The 20,452-nt window shown below is 47.2% G+C and carries 9 protein-coding genes; all 9 read right to left on the bottom strand.

All coding sequences use genetic code 11. From position 1 onward, the window contains the following. Window positions 1-348, bottom strand: coding sequence for a hypothetical protein (locus RIG68_RS08290; protein WP_350120978.1), 348 nt, complete (start codon window positions 346-348; stop codon window positions 1-3). A 200-nt stretch (window positions 349-548) separates the two neighbouring features. Continuing rightward, window positions 549-3,692, bottom strand: coding sequence for an efflux RND transporter permease subunit (locus RIG68_RS08285; RefSeq protein ID WP_350120975.1), 3,144 nt, complete (start codon window positions 3,690-3,692; stop codon window positions 549-551). A 34-nt stretch (window positions 3,693-3,726) separates the two neighbouring features. Then, window positions 3,727-4,848: an efflux RND transporter periplasmic adaptor subunit gene (locus tag RIG68_RS08280; protein ID WP_350120972.1), complete on the bottom strand. Its 1,122-nt coding sequence runs from the start codon at window positions 4,846-4,848 to the stop codon at window positions 3,727-3,729. 22 nt (window positions 4,849-4,870) lie between these two features. Further along, window positions 4,871-6,226 (bottom strand): TolC family protein, encoded by a 1,356-nt coding sequence (locus RIG68_RS08275; protein ID WP_350120969.1) that lies wholly within the window; start codon window positions 6,224-6,226, stop codon window positions 4,871-4,873. Window positions 6,227-6,281: 55 nt separating this feature from the next. Continuing rightward, window positions 6,282-6,899, bottom strand: coding sequence for a TetR/AcrR family transcriptional regulator (locus RIG68_RS08270; RefSeq protein ID WP_350071533.1), 618 nt, complete (start codon window positions 6,897-6,899; stop codon window positions 6,282-6,284). Between the two features lie 156 nt (window positions 6,900-7,055). Continuing rightward, a complete protein-coding gene (locus RIG68_RS08265; protein WP_350120966.1) occupies window positions 7,056-10,814 on the bottom strand; it encodes a PKD domain-containing protein in 3,759 nt (1,252 codons plus the stop codon). Between the two features lie 241 nt (window positions 10,815-11,055). Continuing rightward, window positions 11,056-15,447 carry an FG-GAP-like repeat-containing protein gene (locus tag RIG68_RS08260; RefSeq protein WP_350120963.1) on the bottom strand — a complete coding sequence of 1,464 codons (4,392 nt, stop codon included), beginning with the start codon at window positions 15,445-15,447 and terminating at the stop codon, window positions 11,056-11,058. Window positions 15,448-15,633: 186 nt separating this feature from the next. Next, a complete protein-coding gene (locus RIG68_RS08255; RefSeq protein WP_350120960.1) occupies window positions 15,634-18,405 on the bottom strand; it encodes an ATP-binding protein in 2,772 nt (923 codons plus the stop codon). 164 nt (window positions 18,406-18,569) lie between these two features. Beyond that, window positions 18,570-20,318 carry a histone deacetylase family protein gene (locus RIG68_RS08250; RefSeq protein ID WP_350120957.1) on the bottom strand — a complete coding sequence of 583 codons (1,749 nt, stop codon included), beginning with the start codon at window positions 20,316-20,318 and terminating at the stop codon, window positions 18,570-18,572. Between the last annotated feature and the right edge of the window lie 134 nt (window positions 20,319-20,452).

Raw genomic sequence — 20,452 nt, 5'->3', positions numbered from 1 at the left:
CTAGGATTTGCTGATCACATTTTTTATATCACTCCAGGTAATCAATTTGATATCATTTTCAAAAAGCGCAGTTCGGCATCGCTGACTGGAAAAATAGTCATAGTCAGTCTGCCTCCATTCTGACCCAAAGTTGGGATGGTTGATGGCAATACCTTGCATCTCATGGCTATCGAAGGCTGGGTGGGTCAAAATGGCATTCAAACCACAAGGTAACCGGTTCAGTACCTGCTCATAATAGTCGGTAAGACGGCCTTTCTCAAAATCAGAAAACGTACCGAGAAAAACTCGGTCTACAACCAAATCGTCTTTGCGAATATGCAAGTCTGCGTTTAGTCCAACCTGTTCCATCAGTGGATAATCCAATTTAATATATGGCGTACTGTCTCTGACAACGGTATAGAAATTGAACGAATCAAGTTTAGACTTCTTACAACACGGAGCATACATTGAAACCAAATCGAATGACAATTCGACCAAAAGATAGAATAAGAAGGCCCGGATTATCCCCGGGCCTGTTCAATTTTTGCTATATCAGTTTGGTTAAGGCATTAGCTAGCTCCAGCCTTCCTCATTCTTCTCCTATAAGCAATTTTCGAGATAGCGACGTAGAGTACCGGCACCACAAAGATGGCGAGGGAGCTAGCTGCCACCATCCCTCCTGCCACCGTCCAGCCAATGGTTTTTCTGGCTTCGGCACCGGCGCCCGTGGAGATCGCCAACGGCAGCACACCCAAAATGAACGCCAGCGACGTCATGATAATGGGCCGCAAACGCAGCCTTACGGCTTCCAACGTTGATTCTATAATGTCCTGCCCGGCGTCAACTCGCTCTTTTGCAAATTCCACAATCAGAATGGCGTTCTTGGCTGCCAGCCCTATCAACGTAATCAAGCCAATTTGAGCATAGATATTGTTGGTAAGCCCCGGTAGAAATGTGAGGGTCAAAATTGAGCCAAAGGCACCGATAGGCACGGCAAACAGCACCGAAAATGGAATAGACCAGCTTTCGTAGAGTGCCGCCAGAAACAGGAAGACAAAGACAATGGACACGAGAAATATGATACTCTGCGTGTTGCCAGCCTTTACTTCCTCGTAGCTCATGCCACCAAACTCATAGCTATAACCATTTGGGAGTACTTCGGCTGCCACTTCCTGCAACGCTTTCAGGGCATCGCCGCTGCTATAGCCCGGAGCGTAAGTGCCGAGAATCTCAGCCGACCGGTAGATATTGTAGTGTGAGATGAGCGCCGGCGTTTCTATCACCTTGGTGGTGATAAGAGCGCTCAATGGTACCATCTCACCCATACTGTTTTTCACAAAGTACTTACCGATGTCATCGATGTCTTTTCTGTACACAGTATCGGCCTGGGTTACCACCCTAAAGTTTCTCCCGTAGATATTAAAATCGTTCACGTAGCTGCTTGCCAGCAAAGTCGACAAAGTACTATAGGCCTGCGCCACGTTGACGCCCATCTTTTTTGCCTTTTCCTTGTCAAGATCGACCTGGTAAGCGGGGGTGCGGGCCGAAAAGAACGAGTAGGCGGCTGCTATCTCCGGCCGCTGATTGGCTGCTGCAATAAACTTTTGCATGGTCGCCTCAAAACCGAAGATATCATCGGGGCTGCTGGTCTGCAAAAGCTCGAAAGTGAACCCTGAAGACCGTCCAAGACCTGGAATAGGCGGTGGTGCAATCGCCAGCACTCTTGCTTCCTTGATATCAGAAGTCATGGCCATGACCTGCCCAATAATTTTTTCCACACTCTCCGTTTCCGGGTCACGTTCGTCCCAGTGCTTTAGGTTCACAAACAGTGTTCCTACGTTCGATTTATTGGAAAAGGTGAGGATGTTCAATCCGGCCAAACCTCCCACTACATCCAGCGATGGTAGTGTCATGATTCGCTTTTGAAGCTCCAACTGCATTTCAATACTCCGATTTGTAGACGTGCCTTCTGCCATTTCATACGTCACAAAAAAACGTTTTTCGTCCTCAGTAGGAATAAAGCCGGTCGATTTGTTTTGGAACAGAAAGAAGAGCCCTACAAAAAGACAGATCATCATCACCAGAACATACGGAGTTCCCTTGATCCACTTTCTTACCCCGTTGGTATACGAACCCGCCACTTTGTCGAACCAACGGTTGAACCGGCTGAAGAACCACTCCAGCCCTTTCTTGCTTTTAGACTGATCAGACGGCCTCAACAGCAACATACACAACGCCGGTGTCAACGAAAGAGCAACAAAAGCAGAAATCAATACCGAAATAGCAATGGTAATGGCGAATTGCTGGTAAAGTTTGCCAATGATCCCTGGAACAAAGCCGACCGGGACAAACACCGCAGCCAGAATAAGTGCAATGGCAATGACCGGCGCAGAGATCTCCTTCATCGACTTAATGGTAGCGTCCTTTGCTGAAAGCTTATGAGTATCCATATTGTGCTGAATCGATTCCACCACCACAATGGCATCATCGACCACTATACCGATGGCAAGCACAAACGCAAACAGTGTAAGCGTGTTAATAGTAAAGCCAAAGGGAATAAAGAAGATAAAGGTGCCAATCAGCGACACTGGGATTGCCAAAATGGGGATCAAAGTCGCCCTGAAGGTCTGAAGGAAAAGGAACACTACAAGAATCACCAAAATCATGGCCTCCATCAGCGTAAAGGCCACCTCTTTGAGCGACACCTCTACAACAGAAGTTGTTTCCAGTGGAATCAGGTAGTCCACGTCTTTGGGGAAGCTGGCTTTAAGCTCTGCAAGAGTTTCCCGCACACCCTGATTTGCTTCGAGAGCATTGGCACCCGGCTCCAGGTAGAGAAGAACAAACGAAGCCGGCTTACCCATTACAAAAGGATGGTTACCATAGCTGGACTTGGCCAGTTCTACCCTGGCTATATCCTTGAGGTAAACCATATTTCCCGTGACTGGATTGGTTTTTACCACAATATCTTCAAAATCTCCAACGGTGCTTATCCTGGCGTTTGTTAGTATATTGAACTCAAATGTCTGCGTCGATGCCTGAGGTGTGCTGCCAATTGTTCCTGCCGAAATCTGAAGGTTTTGTTCCTGTAGGGCGGCATTCACTTCAGCGGGAGTAATTTTGAGATTAGCCAGTTTTTGAGGGTCTAACCAAATGCGCATACCAAAGTCGTCGCCCACCGAAAAGATATCACCCACTCCCTTTACCCGAAGGAGGGCATCTTTCATGTAGATATTGGCGAAGTTGCCAAGGAAAGTGGCATCATGTGTGCCTTCAGGAGAGTAGAGGGCCAGTGCCATAAAGATGCTCGGGTTCCTTTTACGCACCGTAAGTCCCAACCTCCTCACAATCTCGGGAAGAGTGGGCTCAGCCACGCTTACCCGGTTTTGGACGTCGAGCGTAGCAATGTCGATATTAGTGCCTATGTCGAATGTGACAGTGACGCCACTCGCACCACTGCTGGTACTATTGCTCGACATGTAGGTCATGCCCGGCGTACCGTTTATTTGCGTTTCTATCGCCGTGGTGGTGGTTTGCTCCACTGTTTCAGCATCAGCTCCTATATACAGGCCACTCACTGCTACCGTGGGAGGTGTAATATCAGGGTATTGAGAGATGGGCAATGTGCTCATCGCTATCAGACCAACCAGCACAATCACAATAGATATGACGATGGCGGTTACGGGTCTTTTTATAAAAACATCTGCGACCATTTTTTCTTAATTGAATAGATTCTGGTTGAATTATTTACTTCGCTACGGTAGGTGAGGCAACGGTGATGGCTGCGCCTTCTCTAAGATTCTGAACACCCTCTACCACAATTACCTCTTCTTGCTTCAAACCAGCTACGACGACGATGTTGTGGCCAATTTGTTTCCCCAGTTTGACCCGTCTTTGCGACACCTTGCTACCGTCGGACACGTAGACAAAGAATTCGCCCAACTGCTCCGTCACAGCTTTAAAAGGTATAGTGATAGATTTGCCGGAGACGTTCGACAACACTTGCAGGCTGCCACTCATGCCCGGGCGCAACATGTGCTCGGGATTTGGCAGTTCCACCCGAATTTTGATGGTGCCCGTTTGTGGATCTACCGCCCTGTCGATAAAGCTTAGCTTTCCAAAATGCGGATACAAAGACTTGTCAAGCACCAGTTGGAAAGTGGAATCGATGTCGTTGTCACTGCCTTTAGCCAATATCTGGCTAAAACGACTGATTTTACTTTGGTCTATAACTACATCCACTGCCATGGGGTCATCGGAAGAAATAGTGTTAAGCAGCGTTTGGCCGGGCGTTACCGACGCACCAAGCTTCACTGCCGAAATGCCAATGGTTCCGTCAAATGGCGCCACAATCGTCGAGTAGCGCACATTGGTTTGCACGCTGTTCACAGTGGCTTTCGCTGCCTCTACAAGCTGCTTTGCCGAGGTATAGGCCGACTCAGCATAGTCTACCTGTTGTTTGGCAATCGCATCGTCTTTTTCAAGCTCTTTGTATCTTTCAAGATCCTTTTTTGCTTTATCGAGATTAGCCTCCTGCACAGCAAGGTTCGCCAATGCCTGGCTATATGCCGCCTGCGACTGCTGCTGATCGATGGTGTAGAGCTTCTGCCCTTTTTTTACTTTATCACCTTCTTTAAAGAAGATTCCCGTGATATAACCGCTGACCTGCGGACGAAGCTCCACTTCCTGCAAAGCCTTCACAGTAGCTGGGTATGCTTCATAATAAGGAGCGATTGTGTAATTGACCTCTTGCACGGTAACGGCTACCGGGCCCCGTGCTGGCCTTCCTTGTTGATTGTCACTTCCGCATCCTGCGGCAATTAGCAGTAAGCCAAAGGCAAAAAAGATGTAAATTTTATTCACTGACATGTATGGTTGAGTAATTAAAGAATTAATAATTGATTTGGCCCAGGGCTTTCAGCACATCCATTTTGCTGGCAAGCACCATGTACAGGGCATTGTAATAATTGATACGGGTAGTTCTCAAGTCGCTTTCTGCGATAGTGACTTCGAGGTAGGTTTTTACGCCACTCTGGTATTGAAGCTGAATGATGTCATACACTTCCTCAGCAAGTTCAACATTGTCCTTTTGAGCCTGGTAGAGCCCCAAATTGCTTTTGTAGGAAGCCAGCGCTCTGGTGTACTCAGTATTTATGGCGCTCTTCAGGTTTTTCAGTCCAAGGTCTAACCTCCCGTTCGACAGGTTCGCTTCCTGTATCTTAGCAAGCCTTTTTCCTCCTTGCAAAAGCGGAAGACCTAATGTAACACCCACAAAAGAAAAGGGATAGGTGGTGTTGTACAAGTCGCTGAAGTTATTGTTTTGATAATTTAGATTATAGTTCCCAAACAAACTGACAGACGGCAGAAAGGCCCACCTACTGTAGTTCACATTGGCCTCCTGAAGACTTTTCTGTGACTGCATGATCTGAAAGTCAATATGATCAGCATAATTCACTTGCTGTGTGGTGTCGAGCATTATTTCCTCTTCCATCAACAGCGGATCATATTGCACTGGCAAGTTCTGATCAAGCGGATAGCCCATCAGCGTTTTCAGGTACTCTTGCTTGTACTTCAATAGTTCCTGGTTGGTTTTCAAAGAGGCTTTGGCGTTGGTTAGCAAAATAGTGGCTCTTTTGTAGTCCGTTTTATCCGACACACCCGAATTATACCGGCTTTGTGCATCCTTCAGGCTCCGCTCCAGCCTAACGATTGATTCCTCGCTCACCTCTATTTGCTGCATCATGGCCAGGGCATCATAAAATGCTTTGCTCACATTCACTACCACATCAATTTTACTGCGGCTGGTATTGAGACCTGCCTGACTTCTTACCTGAGAAGCGGTACTGCTGGCCAAGAGTACATCTCTGTTGAAGACAGCCTGGCTGGCACTGAACTGTGCCGAAGAGGTATTATTAACGCCAAACCGGATCACATTCCCTCCTATCACACTCGCCTGCAAGTCAATAAACCGTTGGTAGTTATAGGTGAAATTGACCTGAGGATACCAGTCGGCCAGCTTCCCTTTGATGGCCTTGTCGGTAATTTCTTCGTCAATCAGGGCCTGCTGCACATTGGGCTGGTGAGCCAGGGCATATTCCACCACCTTGTCAAGTGTGGCAACCTCCAGTGGGTCGCCACTCTGGCCCAGCGATAAAGTGGTATTCAATAAAACTAACACAAGTGTCAGCATCGACATCCTTATGGATGCTTTCTGAAACAAATGTGCTTTCCGTAGAAAAAGCTGCATACTCAAATTTGTTCTTAAAAGTTTATTAATAAGTTACCGGTTGAAGAAGAAGTCATTAGCTAACTGATGGCATTTCTTCCTTAAAAATGGTCATGTAGATGACCTGTTTTCGTTCAAGCAAAAATTCGTGGTAAGCCTCTTCCGTCATGCCGTGAATAGTTCTCAAAATAGGCTTAGCCAGCATTGGATAGTTGCATAACGCAATAAGGTTAACCAAAAAATGTTCGGGTGTAATGGGTGCCAGCCTTCCCTGCTGGATTTCCTCGGCCAGTTGATCACGAATCAGGTCACTTGATCGGGACTGGTTCCTGGCGCAGTAGGCTTCGGTTCTATCCTTGTTTCTCACAGTTTCGCTGATAATGAAGTTCTCCAGATATGGATACGTCATGTTGTAAGTAATGATCGCATCAATGTACCTGGCTATCTTTTCCCTAAATGGCAGGTCGAATGACAGAATGCTTTTTACCCGTTCTCGCTTTTCTTCCATCGCTTCGTCCAGCAGAATACTCAGCATATGCTCCCTCGACCTGAAGTAGTAATGGATCAAAGCCCTGTTCACCCCAGCGGCGTCAGCAATTTCCTGGGTAGTTGTTTTGATCAGCCCTTTCTTAAAAAACAGTTCTTTGGCCTTCTGTTTGATCACCTGCTCAGTCTGTGCTTCTTCGATTTTCATGAACGAAAGCCCTTTACTTTTTTGTTTAACATTTTTGTTAACGCAAGCTTTAACTTTTAGTTCAGAAAGGTCAAAAGAAAAATTCAAGTGGCTGCTTACAGTGATTCACGGCCTTCGAATATGAAGAGGCAGCGCCTTTACCGCTCGCCTTCACTATTACCTGACAAGGTGAAGGTAACCTTTCAATTTTTTTTCAGGTCGCAACTCGTTGGCGAGCTGATAGAAGTAAACACCGGCAGCAAGGTCTCCTCCGTCCCAGTCATTTGCATATCGCTCCCTGCGAAATACCTGATTGCCCGACCGGGAGTATATTTCAAGTGTCCACAAGCCGTTTTCCACGCCAGGCAGGTAAAGAGAGTTATTGAAACTATCGTTGTTTGGAGAAAATGCATTGGGGAGATCTGTGACTTCCTCTTGCACAAAAAAAGAATGGACAACAGCAGACCCGCATCCCACTGTGTCTTTTGTAAAGAGCGTCACATCGTTGTCTCCATAGTTTTCGAAGGCCACGGCAACTTCATTTCCCTCCCATTCTATGCCATCTATTAGCCAGAAGTAGGCCAGACTATCTGAGCCATCGGTTACTGAGACCACCACTTCCTCATGGGTAAAAGGGTACATTTCACTTATTGTGAAGTCGGACTCGGGCCCGGGTGCCACGGTGATGGCAGGTGATACCTGATAGGGCACAGTACACCCTTGTGAATTGATGAAGACCAGGTTTAAAAAATAGCTACCAGCTTCATCGTATGCTCTGTTTATGGAACTACTTTGCGTATCCACCACGTCTCCATCACCAAAATCCCATCTGTAAGTCGATGTGTTTGTGCCATGTGCTTCAAACAGTATATCAAAACCTTCGCACGTGCTCAAACTATCAAAGTCAAGCGAACCATAGGGACCGCCTACGCTGACTATTGTATCTTTTGTAACGCTGCTTGTGCAGCCATACTCATCAACTACAGAAAGTGACACTGAGTAGTCGCCCGGGATGAGATAAGTCACCACCGGCTGGGCCAGTGCCGATGTTTGCCCATCGCCGAAATCCCACTGGTAAGAGGCAATGCCCTCTCCAGACTTATCCTGAAAGGTGGTAATCAGCGGTGGGCATTCGGCAAAAGTATTGACAGCCTCGAACTTAGCCTGCGGCTGTGCAACAATGACCTCTTTGATCGCTGGCTCTTTGCTCAAGCATCCATCAACGTCTTGCGCAAGAAGCTTGATGGTGTAACTGCCCGGCGTGTTGTAAGAAACAACCGGCCCCAGCTCAGTGGATGTGCTGCCATCTCCTAGTTCCCAGCTATAGCTGACGGCGTTCATCGATATGTTTTCTAACGTCAACGTATCGTTCACACAATACGCATCGGCTTCCGTCATGAACCTGGGAACAGGCTTAACAAACGAAATAACGTTTTCTCTGAATATTGAGCACGTGCCTTCGGTATTTGTTAGTGTCAGCCCGATATTATAGTTCATCTCGTCGTAGTAGGCATGTACAGGGTTTTGCGACGTGGACGAGCCACCATCCCCAAAATCCCATTCCCAGGCGACTATGCCTGGCGATCCACGGGAGAAGTCTTTAAAGTCAACTACGAGAGAGTCACATTTATTATTTGTAATAAAACTGAATGCGCCATCGATGTCCAATACCCTGATGACATCCTCCTTTTTTATGGTAGATGTACACTCGTCGGGATCAGTAACAGTCAACTCTGCTCCAAAGTACCCGGCATCATAGTAGATTTGCATCGGGTTGGTAACATCCGACCTGCTGCCATCAGGAAACGTCCATGCCCAGTGCTCGGCATCGGTTGATGCATCGTTAAATTGAACAGGGATACCTTTACAGGTCGTGCTGTCGACAGTGGAAAAGTCTGCCCGAACGTTGTAAATGGTTACTCCCTGCTCTACCGATACCACGCAGGACGTTTCATTGTTGAATGCGGTAGCTTTCAATGTATAAGTGCCCCGGCCGGGATAGGTGTGCGATGGGGCTATTTCGTTGCTCTTAGTGCCGTCGCCAAACTCCCATGTAATGCCATCATAGTCGCTTGAAAAGTTGCTGAGAGTAATCGTGTTAGGATCGTCGCAGCTTTTCGAAGACTCAAAACCAACATAAGGGTTCAATACCTCTATTAGTTCTGTTTTAATAACCTCGTCTTCACAACCGGCATTTTTTGCTTTAAGCTTCACCGTGTATAAGCCAGGCCGTTCATAACTATGTATCGGGTTCTCTTCAATAGTCCCTGTACTATCACCAAAGTCCCAGCAATAAAAAGTAGCATTCAGGGATTCGCTCCTGAAGTTGATTGGTTCCCAGGCACAAACAACCTGTTTGCTGACAGTGAAGGCCGCTGTTGGCACTGTGGATGACACCACCACGTCCACTTCTTTCCTGCTCGTGCAACCAGATGCGCTTGTCGCCTGCAACACAACCTCGTAGGTGCCTGGCTGAGCGAAAACATGTGTAGGATTGACTTCAGTGGTCGACGTATTGTCGCCAAAGGTCCAGAGTAAGGAGTAGCTTTCACTTGCCTCTGTTACAGAAGTAAACGGAAGCGTGAACGGTGCGCAGCCCGACAGCGAAATTTCGCTACAGCTTTGCTGGTCTTCGGGAAGAATCTTTGTATCGACAATATGAACCACCTCAACCTCATGGGTGTAAAGTGCCTCACAGTCCATAATGCTATAGCTGGTCAAAGTTACCTGATACAACCCCGGAGCGGCATAAGCATGAATGGGTGATTCGTCTTCCGAGGTCATTCCATCACCAAAGTTCCAACTCCATCGGTTGCTGTTGGTCGAGCTGTTCGAAAACTGGATTTGAAGTGAGCACTTTTGCTGGGCGGTAAACGACGGTGCCGCATCTGCCCCCACAATGATCTCTTTCACTGTTTTTGCTTCACAAGCCTGCCCTTGTAGCTGGGCCGTGAGCACTACCTGATATTTGCCCGGCTCACCGAAGGTGGTGACCGGAGAAGCTGCATCGGATGTCTTCCCGTTTCCAAAATCCCAGTGCCTGGAAAGTATCGTCTTGTCAGATGTTTCTATGAAGTAAACCTGGTTTCCAACACAAGTCTGTGAAGCAGACGCTGTGAAAGAGATACCAGCTCCGCTGCCTATTACAACTGAAAGCTGCTGGCTATCCTGGCAGCCTTTTTCGTCAGTTGCTGTCATTGTTACCTTATAATCACCCGCAGTTGAGTAGGTATGCGGCGGGTTTTGGGCTGTGCTGCTGCTGCCATCGCCAAAGTCCCATTTATAGCTAGTGTTCAGGCCAGTGCCGGTTACGGTTGAGCTAAAGCTCACTTGTGCTGGCGTTTCACACAAAACGGTTTTATCGGTATCGATAGTTGCTTTGATGCCGTAGGCCTTGATGATAGCACTTTTTGAAACCGTGTTTTCGCAGCCAAACTGGTCTTTTGCCACAAGTGTAACAGAATAGTCGCCCTGGCTTTGGTATGTGTTCGTAGGTGCTTCGTCGTTGCTGGAGCTGCCATCTCCAAAAACCCACTCGAAAGACTGTAGGGTCTTTCCTGCTGTTAGGCTCTCAGCAACAAAAGACACCGGCAAAGGGCTGCATCCTTCCGCAGGAGAAAACGAAAAATCAACGGAAGGCTTGTCATGCACCACAATGTCCATCGTTTTAGTCCCCAGTGTAGTGGCGCCAGATTTAGCGACCAATGTCACTTGAAATGTACCAGAACCGGTATATACTGCGCTGGGGTTTTGAAGTACGGAGCTATTTCCATTGCCAAAAGTCCACTGATAGTCAGTGACCGGGCTCGCAGTGGATTTGTCGGTAAAATTGACCGTCAGCGGAACACAACCTTCCGAAAAATCGACTGAAAAATCGACGCTTTGCGCAAGGCAGGACAAAGGACCCAAACAGAGAAAAAACAGCAGATATTTCATGAATGAAGACTCATTCAAATATATTGGAAAAATACACAACTGATTGAAGCCAAAAAAATAACCCTACTTACAAAGGCTAGTAGTCAAAAGTATAGCGAATGCCACGTTTTAGCAAACAGGAATGTGTTAAATAATCGTAAGTTATTGCTTTAAATGAAAGAGAGACCTCATTTTCTCCAGACCAGACGTGTTATTTTATTCTTTGAATTAACCCATTCTTAATCAAAGAAGTGTTCCACACCTAGTGCTTGATAAATGAGGTTCTCAGTGAACTATCGCTGCTGTTGTGTTTCTTGAATATAAGGTGGTATACACCTATTGGTAAGCCTACTACAGACAGTTTGACCTCAACTTCGCCTGCCCTGACTGTTTGTTTGACGACTGGCGTGCCTGTAAGGTCATACACGTACACCTCTCCATTATCAAAGCTGGTGTCTTTCGCAGACCTCATCATTATAAAATCTGTAGCCGGGTTTGGATAAACGACAACGTCGGCTGCCAACGCATCCTTAGCTCCCAGCACTTCGTTGCAGGTGCCTTCTACGGTTAATTCTACTGTTTGCGACGATGTGTTCCCATAGACATCCACCCCTGCGAATTCGATGGTAGTCGTCCCAAGGTCTTCACAGGTAAAAACTGTCCTGCTCAGTGTGTATTCGGCCGTTGAGCAGTTGTCATAACTCCCGTCATTTACCTCATCGACGGTTATTTCGGCTTGCCCAATCTCGTCCAATGTAACAGTGAGAGACCTGGTAAAAAGGTTTGGAGGTTGGTTGTCCGCTACAGTCATGGTGATCTCTTTCACGGTGGTGTTACCACTTTTATCAACGCCAACTAAACCTACCAAATGGTCACCTACTTGTTCGCAATCAATGAAATCGGAAGGCCAGTCCAGATACAGAGCGTCAAGCTCGCAGTTGTCGGTCGTCCCAAAGTCGATAGCTATATCAGCCACTGCTGCTACCCCATCTCCATCGAGGTATACAGTAATGTCGTGTCCAACAACCAATGGTGCGATGGTGTCCAGTACCTGAACCTTCACGGCAGCGGTAACTGTGTTGCCAGCGGGGTCTTTCCCCGTCACTGTAACTTCATTTTCCCCAAGGTTCTCACATGTAAAAATTGCCTGGCTCAAACTAAGTGCAATGCCACAGTTGTCGGTGCTCCCATTGTCAATATCAACAACAGACAGGGTGGCAGCTCCCTCATTCCCAAGGTAAATAGCAGCATCCCGCACCTTCAAAACGGGAGCTGTGTCATCTGCAATGGTGACGGTAAAGTCTATCGAGGAACTGTTGCCTGCCCCATCTGTTGTTGTAAAGGATATTACGTTTTGTCCAATGTTATCACAGGAAAAGGAAGTCTGGCTTAAAGAAAAGTCAATCTCCCCTCCTGCCGGGTCAGTGCTTCCATTGTCAACCATGGAAGGGTCTATTGTTGCCGTGCCGTCTTCGCTTAGTGCAACCTCGATGTCTTTGGCCACAGCAATAGGTGCGATATCATCCCCCACGGTTATTTCAAATACCTTTTTTATTTGCCCTCCCTTCCCATCGTCGGCCACTATGCTTACGGTGTAAGTATCCGCTGGTAATGTAGTGGCATCCAGTACCTGCAAGTTATTGTCAGCCACAGCAAATAGGTCGTTGTGTCCATCGCCGTCACCAGTGGACAGAGAAAAGCTGTGAGTGTCAGCTTCGTCGGGGTCAATCACAGAAAGGCTACCAACCAGGGCCTGTGAGCCGGCAGATTGTTTGAGATGAGCATTGTCAAGCAGTATGTCGGCAGGCGCCTGATTGGAAAGAAGCTGGTTGAGATATAATTCAGAAATGACGTTGCTGCCATTAAACCCTGTGATCAGATAGTCGAGGTCGAGGTCGCTATCAATATTGATCCATTGCACCTGGCCAAGGATTGCCCCCGGCAAATCCATCAGCAGGTCGGAAAAAGTCTTGTCGTTGTTTTCAAAAACACGGGTAGTAATGTTTTCCGACACCACCAATGAGCCTGTGGCAATGATGTCGAAATCACCGTCATGATCGTAGTCTGCCCAGTCCACGTAACTGCTTCCAAAACCCAGAAAGAGCTCCGTTTCTACAAAGCTGTCGCCGTCATATTCGTAGATGTAGGTATGAGTGACCCAATCAGTATCAATGCCGTGAAGCAATAAGTCTAGGTCACCATCATTGTCATAATCACCCCACGTCATAGAGTTAACCCCCACTGCCGTGATGCCTGCCTCAATGTCGACGAATTGTCCACCATCATTTCTGTAAACCTTGCCAACAAATTCAAACCAGCCATCACCAGCCAAAGCCAGGTCCAGATCTCCATCACCGTCATAATCGCCCCACTCTACAACTCCATCCGACACCACGGCCAGTGTAGCCTCAATGTCGACATAGGTTCCGTCATCGTTTCGATAGATTTTTGAGTACTTTATACTGTTGGCGGTAGACCCTGTCAGCACCACGTCCAGGTCACCATCCTGGTCATAATCCGCCCAATCGGCATAACTTGATCCAAGATCGCCCACGCCTACAAAGTTGCTGGCATTCTTATTCCACCCCCCACTCTCGTAATGATAAACATCTGTTTGAGCAACTCCGTCGACTGAGCCTGTCAGCAGCAGGTCGGCATATCCATCAGCTGTTCTTTTGCCCCACCTCGCAGCACCACCCAACACAGCTGGTAGGCTGGCTTCGGTATCAACAAAAGTACCCTGATCGTTTTCGTAGATTCTTGCCACCGGCTGACTGGATTCATCTGTTCCAACGATGAGCAAGTCCTGATCGCCATCGCCATCATAGTCCGCCCAATCAGCGTCGGTGAAAGTCATCGCTTGCAGAACTTCGGAGGCAAGGTCATTGCGCACGAATGTCCAGGGAATGTCATCAATCACTTCAATGACAAAAGCTTGCTCAACGGCGGCCCCATCCTGGTCTACTGCCATTATGCGAATGCTGTAGGCTCCCGCCGAAAGGCTTCCCGGACTGTTGACAGTCAGCGCATTGCCTTCAATATTAAATTGGCTATTGAAGTCGTCTCCTTCTCCGCTGGCCAGAGAATATTCATGCTCATTGTCGGCATCTGGGTCGTTGGCAGACAATTTTGCTACGAGGGCTCCGTTTCCTGCGGATCTATTGACTGACGGGTTATCTAGTTGGATGGACGATGGCGTCTCATTCTGATCCGTTACTTCAATTGTAAGCCATTGAGAATGTATCACTTCTCCTTCGGTGAACACCTCAATGCTGAGCGAATAGCTGTTTTGTGATTCATAGTCAAATACAATGTCGGATATGAGTTGATTTCCGACTATACTGAACGACTCGTTGTCTTCTATTCCCTCTGCTAAACCATAGGTATAGGTACCGGCCGGAACGGTAGACAACGTACCGATGAGGGTGCCTATCGGCGTGTTCTCATCGGTAATCGCCAAATCAATGGATGTCTCCGGCAGCAATATATTGGTGTAAATTTTTCTGACCCGCAGGTCGTCATAGATGTATTGTTGCCCAATGAGAACAAAATCAAGGTCGGTATCACCATCATAATCGCCCCATTGCCCATCGCCAAAAATGGTTACTGGGAGTGGTACGTCTAAGTCAGTAAAAGTCCCGTCACCATTACTTTGATATATTTTAGTAATAGCTTCCCCTTCCTGATAGTTTGTAAGACCAGTTATGATAAGATCGTCATCGCCATCACTGTCGTAGTCACCCCATTCGGAGGAGCCATACATCACATTGTCAATCCCAGCGTTTATGGCCGTGAAAGCACCGTCGTCATTTCTATAGATAAAAGACTTGGGCACCCCTGCCGAGTGGCTGGCGAGGCTATTGGCGGAACCTGTCAGAATAATATCAAAGTCGCTGTCTCCATCAAAATCCCCAGCACTGGCTGAACTATACATAACGCCGGAGAGCCCGGCGCTGATGTCTTCAAACACATCGTCAACTCTTTTGAAAATGTTGCTTTGTGTTTTGAATGCCGTTCGGTTGAAGCCTGTGACTAACAGCTCGAGGCCTTCTGATTCATCAAAATTCGCCCAGGTTACCGTGCCTTCTTCCGCTTCAGGCAGTGCAGCATCAATGTCCGTAAAAACACCCCCATTGTTTTCGTAAATAATAGCTTTGATTTTGCTGTCTTTTGTGGCGATCACTGCCAGGTCGAGGTCATCATCGCCGTCAAAATCGCCCCAACTCCCAAAATGTGAAAGCGTGTTCGGTAAGCCCACTTCATTAGTTACATCTGTAAAAATACCCCCCTCATTTTCATACAGTTTCAGTAAATAATCGTCGGAAAATGATCTGGAACGAGTAACCAGTAAGTCGAGGTCATCATCTCCATCGTAATCCCCCCATTTTATATTGCCGCCGTTGGTGCTAAAGATGCCTGGGTTTGAGAGAGCAAAAGTGCCCCCCTCATTGATATATAGCTCCACGAAAAGAAAACTAAAGGAACCAATGACCAAATCCAGATCGCCATCATTATCATAGTCGCCCCAATCACTTACTCCACCGGCTGAAGTCTCGTTGATGACGATGCTATTGACTGCGTCTTCATTAAACTGAGCCCAGGTTGGCCTTACAACAGATAGTACCAAAAGGGCGAAGATCATTCTGACTTTCATAGAGCTGAATTTGGATTCGTCTTAATTCAGTCTCAAAGCTCAGTATTAGCATTTTCTTCGGCTTAAGGATTTGATGCAAATGCTTAAGGTTTTGAAGCGAAGAGGGATATTTCCAGAATAAGCAGGGTTTTGTAGAAGCAAAATTGCCTTACTGACTAGCATGTCGAGAGTGGTCGGGTTGATTCTCTAATCCGGCTTATTGCGTTGGACCTGTCCCGGCACTATACCAAATTCATCTTTGAACACGGCATTGAAGTAGTTGGGACTGGAAAAGCCGGTCATATAGGCAATTTCGGCTATTGAGCCAGCGTTCTTTTCGAGTAGCTCATAGGCTTGCTGTAGCCTGAAACTTCTTATTAACTTATTGGGTGTTTGGCCTATCAACGCCTGTAGTTTACGGTTGAGTTGGCTTTTGCTCATGCCCACCTCCCTGCTGAGTTCGTCTACTGAAAAGCCTTCATCGGCCAGGTGGGTGTTAACCGCCGCAATCACCTTTTCCAGGAAAACCTTATCGACGGAAGAGACTGCAATCTCCTGGGGCTTCAGGATCGTCTGCTGACTGTATTTACGCATGAGCTGCCGCCTGCTCTCCAGCAGGTTCCTGAGCCTCACAATGAGCTCCTTTTGATCAAACGGCTTGGTCAGGTAGTCGTCGGCCGCCGTCTCCAGCCCCTTGATTTTACTTTCCTTGTCGGCTTTGGCAGTCAGCATCACAATGGGAATGTGACTGGTTTTCTCGTTTTGTTTCAATTGCGCACACACCTCAAACCCATCAACACCAGGCATCATCAAATCGCAGATGATCCCATCAGGCATTTGCTCAATGGCTGTTGCGATGCCTGAGGTTCCATTGGAGGCGGATAACACTTCAAAATCGTGGCTTAAGACATCTGCAATAAGCTGGCGCACCTCATCATTGTCTTCAATCACCAGTATCGTGGGAGTTTCTCCATTGGCGGTAACGCCTGCCGCCTCTTCGGAAGCAAAAGCAGCACCACCAATTGTGGAGCTGCCCTCGGTTTCGTCTTTCTCCAGGGGTAAGAAAAGCCTAAAACAGGTTCGAACCCCCGGCTCACTCTCTACCGTGATCTCACCATTTAGCTGATCTACCAGCGCCTTTACCAAACTAAGCCCGATACCTGAGCTTGCCTGCTTGTCACTCTCTGTATGGTAGAACCTGTCGAAAATGAAAGGCAATTGATCTTGGGGTATGCCATTACCAGTATCTTCAACATCGATCCTGGCTTTTGTCCCTTCCAAAGAAAGTGTCAGGGCTATAGTTCCTCCGCCCGGCGTAAACTTGAATGCGTTCGACAACAGGTTCAATACGATCTTTTCAAGCGCATCAGGATCGGTCCAGCCTGAAATCTGATCGCTGGCCCTTAGCAAGAGCTTGATACTATTTGACTTCGCCTCCAGTTGAAAGCTCTCGACTGTTTCATTAATGAATTTGCTGACGTCGACATACTCTTTCACCAGCATTTGGTGCCCGGCATCAAGCTTTGCCAACTCCAGAATTTGGTTAACCAGCTTTAACAAACGGCTGGCGTTGTTTTGGATAGTTTGCAAATACTTTCTGGGTCGGCTATCGTGAACGGTTAGTAAGAGCTCCCGCACAGGCCCAAAAATCATGGTAAGCGGGGTGCGGAACTCATGAGAGATATTAGCGAAAAACCGAGATTTGGCTTCATCCAGTTGCTTCAATTCTTTGGCTTGTATTTCGATCTCCCGTTTTTGGGAAGCAGTTTCAAGCTGTAGCGCCTTGGCAGAACTAAAGGCTTTGCCAATTTTCTCAGCAAAAGCAAAGGACATGACAAAAAAAGTGGCCGTAAACAACATACTGATGGCGTTGGGCCTGGTAAGAATCAGGTTATAATGGTAAGCCGACAAAATCATGATCGCCAACGTGCAGAGAGCCAAGCCTACAAAAATAGACAAAGAGCCTCCCCTTTTCCGCACTCGTGCCACCAAAGTGATATAAAACCCATAAATGATATACACTAAAGCAACAACACTGAACGGAACCAGGGTTAGCGTATAAATGCTCATGGGTAATACCAATGCGGAAAGGCAGAGGGGAACAGCAATAATGAGAGCAATCCTTGAAACAATTTTATGAAAATCCTCCCTGAACAGTTCGCATAAAAAAAGCGTATAAAACAGCCACGCCAGATACATGGTCAGGTAGGTGATTTTTAGCTTGATCCGGGCAGGAACGGCAGGAAAAACTGTACCGAACACATACTGACCATAGTTGCTGATATACAAGGCGTACATAATGACAAACAGACCGTAGAAAAGGAATGATTTGTCTTCACCCAGATAGAAAAACAAGCCAACAAAAAAGCATCCGATAAGAAACACCCCGCCAATATTGAACGTTTCGATGATGAGGTTGAGGTCTCTTTCGTGTGGAAGAATATCGGGGTCGCCGATTATAATGGGTTTAAAAAAGCCGCCATTGGAGTGGTCAAAATTGGCCACCTGAACCACTATTTCATTTTCGCCCTCATGCAGCATCACGGTTTTCATGCTGACTGTCCAGTCGGGGACGTAGGAGCCTTTCGAGTCGGACACCACGCCGTCACCGCTGATCAGTTCGCCGTTGAGAAAAAGTGCATACGACAAATTGAAGCCGGGTATTTCTATGGCGATCCTGTAGTCCTGAGTCGACTCAACAACTAGCCGGTAGGTAGCATAGCCAAACGCTGGCAGCTTCTCCTTCAACTCTTTGTGGGTATTCCAATAGGATACTTGTGTAACGTAGCGAGCTTCGCTGGCGACAAATGCCTTATCTCCCGGCGGCAGAAGTTGCTTCCAATAGAAAGCCCATTCACCGTCCAAAGCCAACCTTTCCTCTCCGGCATATCTTAGGACGCCCTTCACTGCCTGCCCATAGCTGCCGAGTGGAACGTGCAGCGTCAAAAAGATAAAAAAACTGAAAAGTCCTCTTTTCATGAAAAAATAGCCAGCTGATTGATTGGTCAATATAGGCCGTTCAAATTGTTTGGCATAACAATATGCATCATAAACATGACAACGGGTTTTAACTACCCCACACCAAAAAATACGCTAAGATGGCTTGTTACACATACAGGAACAGTGACCTCCCTGAAATAGGTTTAGCCTGGGTTCAAGTAATACCCTTCCCACAGCCCCTGGAAGAATCTTCTGGCATTAAGACCAAGTACCTTGTTCTTGTAGCCACCTTCCTGAATAACCAAAGTGGGCAGCTTGAGTGAAGCAATCATTTTTCCATTGATAGCAAAGTCGTCCGGCGACAGTAACCAGGTGCCAGATGGATCACCCTTTGCAATATCAAGACCCAAAGCAATAACAAGGTAATCTGGCTTATACTTTTTTATGGCCTCAAGTGCTTTCTTCAATGCCTTATGATAAGCCGGCCCTTCTACGCCCTTGGGCAAAGCGATATTGAGGTTAAACCCTTCGCCCTCCCCTTCACCAATTTCGTCAGTAAACCCGGTGAAGTTGGGATAGGCGTATTCCGGATCGCCATGAATAGAGACTGTAAAAACATCAGACCTATGATAGAATATATCCTGCTGGCCATTACCATGGTGATAGTCAATATCGAGGATCACCACTTTTTTGCCGTTTTTGCTCAGGTAATGCGCAGCCACGGCATTGGAATTCAGGTAGCAAAAGCCGCCAAAATATTTCCGCTCGGCGTGATGCCCCGGGGGCCTTACCAGGGCGTAGGCCATAGGTTGCCCACCCAAAATGACATCAGCGGCAGTGAGTGCACAATTGACGGCCGCTCTTGCCGCCTTGTAGGCATTGGCATTGAGTGGTGTAGATGTATCGATACAATAATAGCCTATTTGAAGCTCAATGTCCTTCGGAAGCCTTGCTGCATTTCTAATAGGAAAAACGTCTCCATACATAGTGGTGGTTTCCCCAATCCACGCACAAATCTTCTTCAAAAACTTCAGGTATTGCTTGTCATGTACTGCTTCAATATGGCTGTCTGGATACTGTCTGGCCGAAACATCTCTAAAAATAGCCGTCTTGTTTAATTCCTTTAGAATGGTGGTTACCCGCACAGGTGATTCAAGGTATCCTCTTTCCCGCACATGATGGATCAAGTGCCCTTGGTTAATAACCAGGGCTATTTGCTTGTCGGCGGGAATTGAAACTCTGGCAGATTCTATCGGCTCCGACTTAACATACTTAAAAGGTCGCAGTGCTATCGATCCCTTTATCGAGCGAAGCACCTGCCCAACGTATTCATCCGACACCTTCCCTTTAGCCTTGTTTTCCAGAATACTTGAAACGATGCTCTTGGAAAGCTGGGCCGAAAGGTTATCTTTCTTGCCTAATCCATCGAAAACGAGATAAAAGTAAGACTCGTCATCACGGCGCAAGTCATAGCTAAACCCCTCAAGTGGTCGTGCCCCATACTTCTCGTAAAATTTCAGTCGGGCCAGATTCTGTTTGTGCTCCGCTGCGTCAACGGCCCACTCCCGTTTGTCTGTCAAACAATCAAAGAAAACTCCGACGGCCGAGATACTGTGCGCTTCGTCTCTCAGTCGTTCATAAAGCGCCCCGCCTATTCCACCACTGATGCGGTGCTTATTGGTAGCGATAAAATCGAGAAATATAAAATTGTCTTTGATGAAGTGAGATGCTATGGCTACCCCCAGTACTTGCTTGTCTCTGCCTTCAGCAATGATCACGATGGGCCGGTAGGGCTTGATTGAATGCTCGCCTGCATCAAGTAGCAATTCATCAGCTTCCTTTTCGCTCATGTAGGGAAACTGGGAGAGCAAAATAGCCCGGCACTGTTCAAGCGCAACGATGTTGTATTCCGTGGTGTGATCGTATATTCGGCGAATGGAGTTAAGACCCATACTTAAAAGCAGTTAGTTAGCCATTTTGTGGCGCAAAGCTACTTTAAGTATAGGTCAGTTGTAGCTATGAATCGGTATTATCTTTAGCTGTCAATCCTCTTCACACCGCTCGGAAATATACCTGCAAAGTCTCG

The organism is Imperialibacter sp. (genome assembly GCF_040222385.1).
GTDB lineage: Bacteria > Bacteroidota > Bacteroidia > Cytophagales > Cyclobacteriaceae > Imperialibacter.
Note: the sequence above shows the minus strand (reverse complement) of the source record. Positions and strands in the feature narration are given on the sequence as shown.

What these genes read in the sequence shown, in the direction of transcription:
- RIG68_RS08255 (WP_350120960.1), bottom strand. Translation starts at nt 18,405, where the DNA reads ATGAAAAGAGGACTTTTCAGTTTTTTTATCTTTTTGACGCTGCACGTT.
- RIG68_RS08250 (WP_350120957.1), bottom strand. Translation starts at nt 20,318, where the DNA reads ATGGGTCTTAACTCCATTCGCCGAATATACGATCACACCACGGAATAC.
- RIG68_RS08280 (WP_350120972.1), bottom strand. Translation starts at nt 4,848, where the DNA reads ATGTCAGTGAATAAAATTTACATCTTTTTTGCCTTTGGCTTACTGCTA.
- RIG68_RS08290 (WP_350120978.1), bottom strand. Translation starts at nt 348, where the DNA reads ATGGAACAGGTTGGACTAAACGCAGACTTGCATATTCGCAAAGACGAT.
- RIG68_RS08275 (WP_350120969.1), bottom strand. Translation starts at nt 6,226, where the DNA reads ATGCAGCTTTTTCTACGGAAAGCACATTTGTTTCAGAAAGCATCCATA.
- RIG68_RS08260 (WP_350120963.1), bottom strand. Translation starts at nt 15,447, where the DNA reads ATGAAAGTCAGAATGATCTTCGCCCTTTTGGTACTATCTGTTGTAAGG.
- RIG68_RS08270 (WP_350071533.1), bottom strand. Translation starts at nt 6,899, where the DNA reads ATGAAAATCGAAGAAGCACAGACTGAGCAGGTGATCAAACAGAAGGCC.
- RIG68_RS08285 (WP_350120975.1), bottom strand. Translation starts at nt 3,692, where the DNA reads ATGGTCGCAGATGTTTTTATAAAAAGACCCGTAACCGCCATCGTCATA.
- RIG68_RS08265 (WP_350120966.1), bottom strand. Translation starts at nt 10,814, where the DNA reads ATGAAATATCTGCTGTTTTTTCTCTGTTTGGGTCCTTTGTCCTGCCTT.